This window comes from Photorhabdus viridis, from assembly GCF_040256935.1.
GTDB classification, from domain to species: domain Bacteria; phylum Pseudomonadota; class Gammaproteobacteria; order Enterobacterales; family Enterobacteriaceae; genus Photorhabdus; species Photorhabdus viridis.
In genome coordinates this window covers 1-241 of sequence record NZ_JBEJZY010000434.1, presented here as the reverse complement: position 1 = coordinate 241, position 241 = coordinate 1, and the positions used below count along the sequence as shown (strand labels likewise).

Annotated in this window: 1 protein-coding gene; it reads right to left on the bottom strand. The window is 56.4% G+C overall.

The features are described from left to right. A partial coding sequence (locus ABR397_RS24050) for a hypothetical protein (RefSeq protein ID WP_350307883.1) occupies window positions 1-241 on the bottom strand: 241 nt, incomplete at both ends.

Here is a 241-nt window from a genome sequence, read left to right as displayed (position 1 = left end):
GCCAGCCTTCCCGCCATTTCCAACGGGTCATCACTGGCGTTCATCTGTTGCAGTTTCAACCGCACCTGTGTGACCCGGGTCAGGAAGGTTGGCAGGTTGAGGGTATTGTCCGTCGTCATCACACTGTGTGGATTATTTTTCCCCATCAGCGCCAGTAACGGACCGAAGGTGCGGTCCATTGGCCCGCTCAGTTCAGGCGTTTGCGGGGTAATCACCGGCACCGCTGTTTTATTCAGCAACG